The 8,934-nt window shown below is 71.9% G+C and carries 3 protein-coding genes and 1 pseudogene; all 4 read right to left on the reverse strand.

All coding sequences use genetic code 11. The features are described from left to right. Positions 1–73: 73 nt before the first annotated feature. Positions 74–2,653, reverse strand: a pseudogene (gene tmk / locus ACFU99_RS22230) (dTMP kinase); the annotation flags it as partial. Positions 2,654–2,906: 253 nt separating this feature from the next. Next, positions 2,907–5,780, reverse strand: coding sequence for a type I DNA topoisomerase (gene topA, locus ACFU99_RS22235; RefSeq protein ID WP_384394587.1), 2,874 nt, complete (start codon positions 5,778–5,780; stop codon positions 2,907–2,909). Between the two features lie 700 nt (positions 5,781–6,480). Then, entirely contained in the window at positions 6,481–8,013 is a 1,533-nt protein-coding gene (locus ACFU99_RS22240; protein ID WP_384394591.1) for a methyltransferase, read from the reverse strand. 136 nt (positions 8,014–8,149) lie between these two features. Beyond that, positions 8,150–8,743: a small secreted protein gene (locus ACFU99_RS22245; RefSeq protein WP_384394589.1), complete on the reverse strand. Its 594-nt coding sequence runs from the start codon at positions 8,741–8,743 to the stop codon at positions 8,150–8,152. Positions 8,744–8,934 lie beyond the last annotated feature (191 nt).

Genomic DNA, 8,934 nt, shown 5'->3' on the forward strand with positions numbered 1-8,934 from the left:
CCCAGTACTCACCGTGGTCGTACACGGGTGACCCGACCGCCTGCTACTTCGTGTACGACACCAGCGTGCCGAAGGCGCCGACCGTCTCCTCCGCCGCCCGGCGTGCCTCCTCCGCCTTCAGCAACGCCTCCTCGGCCTTGCGCTGCTTCTCCAGCCGCCGCGCCTCGGCCTCGGCGCGCAGCCGCGCCTCCTCCTCATGCTGCTTGCGCAGCCGCTCCTGCTCGGCGGCGCGGGCGCGCTCCTCCGCCTCGCGGCGCTTGCGCTCCTCCTCGGCCTTGCGGGCGGCTTCCTCCTCCGCCTTGCGGGCCTCCTCGGCCTTGCGCTCGGCTTCGAGGCGGCGGGCCTCTTCGAGCTCGCGGCGCTTGCGCTCTTCTTCCTCGGCGCGGAGCTTGGCGAGCTGCTCCTGGCGCTCGCGCTCCAGCCGCTCCTCCTCGGCCTTGCGGGCCGCCTCTTCCTCCGCCTTACGGCGGGCCTCCTCCTCCGCGGCCTTGCGGGCCTCTTCCTGGGCCTTGATCTCGGCCTCGGAGAGCGGGAGGAGGTGGTCGAGCCGGTGCCGTACGACCGTGGTGACGGCCTCCGGTTCCTGCCCGGCGTCGACGACGAGGTAGCGGGTGGGGTCGGCGGCGGCCAGGGTGAGGAAGCCGGACCGTACCCGCTGGTGGAACTCGGCGGGCTCCGATTCCAGCCGGTCCGGCGCCTCCGTGAACCGCTCGCGCGCCGTCTCCGGCGACACGTCCAGCAGCACCGTGAGGTGCGGCACGAGGCCGTCGGTCGCCCAGCGCGAGATGCGGGCGATCTCCGTCGGGGACAGGTCGCGGCCGGCGCCCTGGTAGGCGACGGAGGAGTCGATGTAGCGGTCGGTGATGACGATGGCGCCGCGCTCCAGGGCGGGGCGGACGAGGCTGTCGACGTGTTCGGCGCGGTCCGCCGCGTACAGGAGGGCCTCGGCGCGGTCCGAGATCCCGGCGGAGGACACGTCGAGGAGGATCGAACGCAGCCGCTTGCCCATCGCGGTAGCGCCGGGCTCGCGGGTGACGACCACCTCGTGGCCCTTGCCGCGGATCCACTCGGCGAGCGCCTCCACCTGCGTGGACTTGCCCGCGCCGTCGCCGCCCTCGAAGGCGAGGAAGAAGCCGGTGCCGGACGGGGCCTGCGCCGGGTCGCCGCCGCGCAGCACGTCGAGCAGGTCGCGCCGGAACCGTACGCCGTGCCGGTCGTCGGTCTTGCCGAGCACGAGCGCCGCGACGGGCAGCAGCAGCGCGCCCACCAGCATCAGCGTGAACGCGGCGCCGCCGTGCGCGAAGACGAAGCTGCCGCTTATGAGCCGGTGCGGCCCGATCGCGGCGGCGAGCACCGGGGCGATGACGGCGCTGAGCGCCATGGCCAGCCGGACCACGGCGTGCAGGTGCTCGGTCGTACGGGCCCGCCGCGCCTCCTCCGCCTCCTGGTCGAGGAGGGCGTGGCCGGTCCCGGCGGCGACGCCGGACGCGATGCCCGCCAGCAGGATCAGCAGCAGGACCGTCGTCGTGTCGGGTACGAGGCCGGCCACCAGCATCGCGAGGCCGGTCAGCGCGAGGGCGAGCGCCAGCAGCCTGCGGCGGGAGAAGCCGGGCAGGATCTTCGTGGCGTTGCGGATGCCGATGACGGGGCCGCCGGACAGGGCGAGGACGAGCAGTCCGTAGGCGACCGGGCCGCCGCCGAGGTCGATGGCCTGGAGCGCGGCGACGGAGACGGCCGCGGCGATCGCGCCCGCGATGGCCGCGCATGCCAGCACCAGCACCGGGATCGCGCCCGTACGGCCGCGGTCGGGGCCTTCGGGGGTCTTGGGGCGGCGCATCCCCTCAAGCGGGGAGCGCGCGCGGGGGGTCTGCGCGCCGGGGAGGTGCAGGAGGTAGAGGATCGAGACGGAGGCCGCGAAGAGCCCGGCGGCCACGTACGAGCCGAGGGCCGCCTGATGGGTGTCGAACCAGTCGACTCCCGTACCGATCAGCTTCCCGATGAGCGAGACGACGGCGAGCGCCGCCGCGGCCACGGGCAGCGAGACGAAGGTCGTACGCAGCGAGAGCCGCCGCAGCGCGTCGTAGTGATCCGGCAGCGGGCGCACCGCCGCGCCCTCGGGGGGCGGTGCGGGCAGCAGCGCGGGGGCCGCGCCGTCCTTGGCGACGGTCCAGAAGCGCTCGGCCACCCCGGCCAGGAAGGCCGTGACCAGCAGCCAGGCGAACGCGCTGCCCGGGGTCAGGTCGGCCCACAGCGGCGCGACGATCAGCAGCGCGAGGCGGACGCCGTCCGCGCCGATCATGGTCCAGCGGCGGTCGAGCGGGCCGCTCGGGGAGATCAGCGAGGAGAGCGGTCCGAGCAGGACCGCGCCGAAGAGCAGCGTCGCGAGCAGCCGCGCGCCGAAGACGGCGGCGACCGCGAAGGCAGCGCCCCGGTAGCCGCCTCCCAGGGAGCCGTTGGTGACGGCCGCCTGGAGCGACAGGAGAACAAGGACAAGAAGGGCGAGTGAGTCCCCGACACCGCCGACGAACTGGGCGCTCCACAACCGCTTCAGCGGGGGGATGCGCAGCAGTGCCCGCACGGCCCGCTCGCGGGAGTCCGCTGCTAGGGCGCCGGATGTGGGGGTCACGACCGTTGGCTGCTCGGCACGCGTCATCCTGCCAGCCTATCCGCAGCACGCGGATCTACACGGCCCACCCGAACAAATGACCGGGATAGGTGAACCGGCCGTTTTGGCGGCCATCAGGCGGAAACACCCGCCTGTCCCGGCCGCCCGCCCGAGCCCGTAGGACAGCCCGCAACCCTGGAAACGCCGCGGCCCGCCCCCACCGACGAGCGGCAGGAACGGGCCGTAGCACGTACGCCCCAACAGGGGCCGGAAACCGAGAGCCGGGCAGACCGAGCGGACCTCAGTCCTCCCCGGCCGCCGTCTTGACCGTGGCCTTCTTGGCGGGGGCCTTCTTGGCCGCCGTCTTCTTCGCCGCGGTCGTCGTCTTCTTGGCGGCCGTCGTCTTCTTCGCGGCCGTCTTCTTCGCCGGGGCGGCCTTCTTCGCGGCCGTCGCCTTCTTGGCCGGGGCCTTCTTCGCCGCCTTCTTGGCGGTCTTCTTGGCCGGGCCCTTGGCGCGCTTCTCCGCCAGCAGCTCGTAACCGCGCTCGGGCGTGATCGTCTCGACGTCGTCGTCGCGGCGCAGCGTCGCGTTCGTCTCGCCGTCCGTCACGTACGCGCCGAAGCGGCCGTCCTTGACCACCACCGGCTTCTCGCTGACCGGGTCGGTGCCCAGCTCCTTGAGCGGCGGCTTGGCGGCGGCCCGCCCGCGCTGCTTGGGCTGCGCGTAGATCGCGAGCGCCTCTTCGATGGTGATGGTGAAGAGCTGCTCCTCACGCTCCAGGGAACGCGAGTCCGTGCCCTTCTTCAGATACGGGCCGTAGCGGCCGTTCTGCGCGGTGATTTCCACGCCCTCGGCGTCCTTGCCGACGACGCGCGGCAGCGACATCAGCTTGAGCGCGTCCTGGAGGGTCACCGTGTCGAGGGACATGGACTTGAAGAGCGAGGCGGTGCGCGGCTTGACCGCGTTCTTGCCGGTCTTCGGGGTGCCCTCGGGCAGCACCTCGGTCACGTACGGGCCGTACCGGCCGTCCTTGGCGACGATCTGCCGCCCGGTCTCCGGGTCCGTGCCCAGCTCGAAGTCGCCGCTCGGCTTCGCGAGCAGCTCCTCCGCGTACGCGACGCTCAGCTCGTCGGGCGCCAGGTCCTCGGGCACGTCCGCCCGCTGGTGGCCCTCGGCGTCCTTCTCGCCGCGCTCCACGTACGGGCCGTAGCGCCCGACGCGCAGCATGATCCCGTCGCCGACGGGGAAGGAGGAGATCCCCCGGGCGTCGATCGCCCCGAGGTCGCTGACCAGTTCCTTGAGGCCGCCGAGGTGGTCGCCGTCGCCGTTGCCCGCGTCGGCCGCGCCGCCCTGGCCGAGGCCCGTGCCCTCACCCTCGCCGAAGTAGAAGCGCTTGAGCCACGGCACGGCCTGGGCCTCGCCGCGCGCGATGCGGTCGAGGTCGTCCTCCATGGAGGCGGTGAAGTCGTAGTCGACGAGCCGGCCGAAGTGCTTCTCCAGCAGGTTGACCACGGCGAAGCTCAGGAAGGAGGGGACGAGCGCGGTGCCCTTCTTGAAGACGTAGCCGCGGTCGAGGATGGTCCCGATGATCGAGGCGTACGTGGAGGGGCGGCCGATCTCCCGCTCCTCCAGCTCCTTGACGAGCGACGCCTCGGTGTAGCGGGCCGGGGGCTTGGTGGCGTGGCCGTCGACCGAGATCTCCTCGGCGCTCAGCGCGTCGCCCTCGGCGACCTGCGGCAGCCGGCGCTCGCGGTCGTCGAGCTCGGCGTTGGGGTCGTCGGCGCCTTCCACGTACGCCTTCATGAAGCCGTGGAAGGTGATCGTCTTGCCGGACGCGCTGAACTCGGCGTCCCGGCCGTCGGAACTGGTGCCGCCGATCTTGACGGTGACGGAGTCGCCGACCGCGTCCTTCATCTGGGAGGCCACGGTCCGCTTCCAGATCAGCTCGTAGAGCCTGAACTGGTCGCCGCTCAGACCCGTCTCGGCCGGGGTGCGGAAACGATCACCCGAAGGTCGGATCGCCTCGTGCGCCTCCTGCGCGTTCTTGACCTTCCCGGCGTACGTGCGGGGCTTGTCCGGCAGGTAGGAGGACCCGTACAACTGCGTGACCTGCGCCCGCGCGGCCTGCACGGCCGTGTCGGAGAGGGTGGTCGAGTCCGTACGCATATAGGTGATGAAGCCGTTCTCGTACAGCTTCTGGGCCACCTGCATCGTGGACTTCGCGCCGAAGCCGAGCTTGCGCGACGCCTCCTGCTGGAGGGTCGTCGTGCGGAACGGCGCGTACGGCGAGCGGCGGTACGGCTTCGACTCGACGGACCGCACCGTGAAGGCGGTGTCCGCGAGGGCGGCGGCCAGCGCGCGGGCGTTCGCCTCGTCGAGGTGCAGGACCTGCGAGCCGTCCTTGAGCACGCCGGTCGACCCGAAGTCGCGGCCCTGGGCGACACGCCGGCCGTCGACGGTGGTGAGGCGGGCGGCCAGGGTGCCCGGGTCGCTCGCGTCGCCGGGCCGGCCGGTGGCGAACGTGCCGGTCAGGTCCCAGTACTCGGCGGAGCGGAAGGCGATGCGCTCGCGCTCCCGCTCGACGACGAGTCGCGTCGCGACCGACTGGACGCGGCCCGCGGACAGCCTCGGCATGACCTTCTTCCACAGGACCGGCGAGACCTCGTAGCCGTAGAGGCGGTCGAGGATGCGGCGGGTCTCCTGGGCGTCGACGAGCTTCTTGTTGAGCTCGCGCGGGTGGGCGACGGCGTCGCGGATCGCGTCCTTGGTGATCTCGTGGAAGACCATCCGGCGGACCGGGACCTTGGGCTTGAGCACTTCCTGGAGGTGCCAGGCGATGGCCTCGCCCTCCCGGTCCTCATCGGTGGCGAGGAAGAGTTCGTCGGACTCGGCCAGCAGCTCCTTGAGCTTCTTGACCTGGTCCTTTTTGTCGTGGTTCACGACATAGATGGGCTGGAACTCGGCGTCCACGTTCACGCCGAGACGGGCCCATGGCTCGCCCTTGTACTTGGCCGGGACCTCGGCGGCCCCGTTCGGCAGGTCGCGGATGTGCCCGACGCTCGCCTCGACGACATATCCGGGGCCGAGGTAACCCTTGATCGTCTTCGCCTTGGCAGGCGACTCGACGATGACGAGTCGGCGGCCGCCGTGTGCGGTCTCGCTGGTCGGGGACAACTTCGCTCTTCTCTCCGGTCGACACTCGGTGTAGGCGCTGCGGTGACGCTGCGGAGTGTGACGGTACATCCCGCCCCCGTGTCAAACGGAAAAAGCCCGCAACGCCACTCGAACGGTAACCCGACAAGCGTCCTGTCTGCCGCCCGGACCGGCACACGGCTGACAGCGGCGGCCCGGCGGCAGCGGCCCGTATCGGCCAGGGCCCGGAGCCCGGACCCGACCGGGGACCGCGGACCGGCTGACTCCGGTTCAGCCGCCGACGGCGGCCGGGCTACCGGGCGTACGAGCAGGTCAGGCGTACGGCCGTAGGTACGGCCGACTGTGCGAGCGGAGGTCCCGCCGGGATTCCGCTCACAAGGCGCCGGCCGTTCTCTCCGGAGCCCCGTCGGGAGCCGTACGCGGGCCTGGCCGGGTCGCTCCGGATTCGCAAACGCTCGCGTCCGTACGTGTTCATGTCCGTACGCGCGTGCGCCGACGAGCGGTCCGGGACGCGGCGCGGCACACGGCCGGCAGGGCGGCATCGTCCGCTGGCTGGATCAGCCGGACCGAAATGCCCGGCAAACCGCCGAGCGCGCGTCCACACCTCCCGACACGGTGGCGTAACTCATATCGTCCACCGGCGATACACGCCCTCCCCCTTCCTCATGGGACGCCCGGCGGGCACTCTGGCGGGCTCCCGATGGCCACCCGGCAGGCGCCCTCAGTCCGAGGGGCCCGCCGGAGTCAAGAACCCCTGTTCGACCAGGAGTCGGATGCTGTCCGGCGTACGGTCCCGGAGCAACACCGGATCCTCCTCCATGAGTTGCGCGATGGCGTCGAGGATGCGGCCCGCGCTGAGCGTGCCGTCGCAGACCCCGGCGAACCCCGCGCCCACCGTGTCCACCTTCGTCGCCCGCCGCATGCCACGGTTCTGACGGAGCACCACATGCTCGGGGTCCTCCGCGCCGGGCGCGCCGACCTGCTCCTGCGCGACCTCCGCCGCGAGGTGGAACCGTGCGGCGAGCAGCGCCGCGTCGTCGTGCGAGCGCAGGAAGTCCTGCCGCTCGAAATGCGCCCGTACGGCCTCCCCCAGGGGCTGTTCGACGGGGTGCGGCCACTCCTCGGCGACGATGGAGGGCTGCTCGGCGCCGGACTTGCGCAGCGTGATCCACCCGAAGCCGACGCCCTTGGTCTTACGGGCCTCGAACTCGTCCAGCCAGGCGTCGTACCGCGCCGCGTACTCCGCGGGGTCCGCGCGGTGATCGCCCCCGTCGCGCAGCCACAGCTCCGCGTACTGCGTGACGTCCTGCACCTCGCGCTGCACGATCCACGCGTCGCAGCCGCGCGGCACCCAGGAGGAGATCCGCTCGCGCCAGTCCTCGCCCTCCACGTGCTGCCAGTTGGCGAGCAACTGGCAGTAGCCGCCGTCGTTGAGGTGGTCCGCGGACCGCTGCACGAGCGTGCGGCACAGGTCGTCCCCGGCCATGCCGCCGTCGCGGTAGGTGAGCCGCGCGCCGGGCGAGATGACGAAGGGCGGGTTGGAGACGATCAGGTCGAACGTCTCGTCCGCGACCGGCTCGAAGAGGGAGCCCTCACGAAGGTCGGCGGCGGGCGCGCCGGAGAGAGCCAGGGTGAGCCGCGCGACGTGCAGGGCACGGGGGTTGAGGTCGGTGGCGGTGACCCGGGTGGCATGCTGGGCGGCGTGCAGGGCCTGGATGCCGGAGCCCGTGCCGAGGTCGAGGGCGCGCTCCACGGGCGTACGGACGGTGATCCCGGCGAGCGTGGTGGACGCGCCGCCCACGCCCAGCACCAGCTGCGAACGGTCCACCCCGGACGTACCGGCGAGGCCGCCGGCCCCGCCGACCGCGCACCCCAGGTCGGCGACGACCCACCAGTCCTGCCCCTCCGGCCCCCCGTACGGACGCACGTCGACCGTCGCCCGTACCTCGGCGCCCTCCCTGGCCAGCCAGCCGTCGGCGAGACAGTCCTCGACGGGGAGGGCCGCGGCGGCCCGCTCGTACGGCACGGGGCGCTGGAGGAGGAAGAGTCTGACGAGCGTCTCCAGCGGACTCTCGCCACGGGTGGCCCGCAGGGCGGGCACGGTCTCACTGCGGGCGAGCGCCGCGTAGGCGGGCGCGCCGAGCAGGTCGAGGAGGCCGTCGGCGGTGAAGGCGGCGGCGAGGAGCGCCTCGCGCAGGCGGTCGGTGCGCGCGAGGTCGGCGGCGGGAAGGCGGTGCGTACTCACACCGACCATTGTCGGGGTCGCCACTGACAATTGGCGACAGCCCGGCGCCGTGCCCCTGCGGGGCGGTGCGTCCGGGCTGCCTGCGGCCTGCCTGCGGCCTGTCTGCGGCCTGTCTATGGGCCGTCTACGGGCGTCCGCCCCGCCGCTACTTCTTCGAGGCGGAGGGCGACGCGGAGTCCGAGGGGGACACGGAAGTCGACGTCCGGCGGCAGCCGGACTGCTTCGTCATCGCCTTGCCGACATCGCCCGCCTGGAGCTTCTTCAGCGCGTCCTCGCTCTTGCCGTTGAGCTTGTTCAGGCCCGAGACGATGCCGTTGAGGCCGTCGGAGAACTTCTGCTTGTCGGAGGTGTTCAGACCGTCTATCTGCTTCTTGAGCCCCTCGTAGGCCCCGGAGAGGTCGTTGAGCGCCTTGACGGCGTTCTTCTGGGTGGTCTCGCCGTCCTTGACGGGCGGCGCTCCCGCGCTGTCGATGGACGTGGCGAGCGACTTGTAGGCGTCGGCGTTGTCCTGGAAGGCGGCCGAGTCGGTCTGCTGGACCTTCTTGGAGTCCTCTTCGCCGTGCAGCGACGCGATCGCGCTGTTGGCGTCCAGGACCTTCTTGACCTGCGGCTGCATATTGCCGCAGACCTTCTTGGCCCAGTCGTCGAGCTTCTTGTCGCCGTCGTCGCCGCCGCAGCCGGTCAGCATTAGTACGAGTGCCGCACCGCCGGACAGCGCGGCCACAAGTTTCTTGTTCACCGGATCGGTCCCTTCCATGGCCTTCGGCCCCGGAACTTACACGTCCAAGGTGTGAAGGCCGTGAGCTGCGCATCCGGTGTGACCCCTTTTTTAGCCGTTTTGTAGCCATTTGCATCAAGCTGGTCGTGGCATTCGCCGCACCTGAGCGCGCTCCTGAGCCCGCGTCTGAACGCGCGTCAGTGCGCCCCGAA

The sequence above is a fragment of the Streptomyces sp. NPDC057654 genome (genome assembly GCF_042800135.1).
GTDB lineage: Bacteria > Actinomycetota > Actinomycetes > Streptomycetales > Streptomycetaceae > Streptomyces.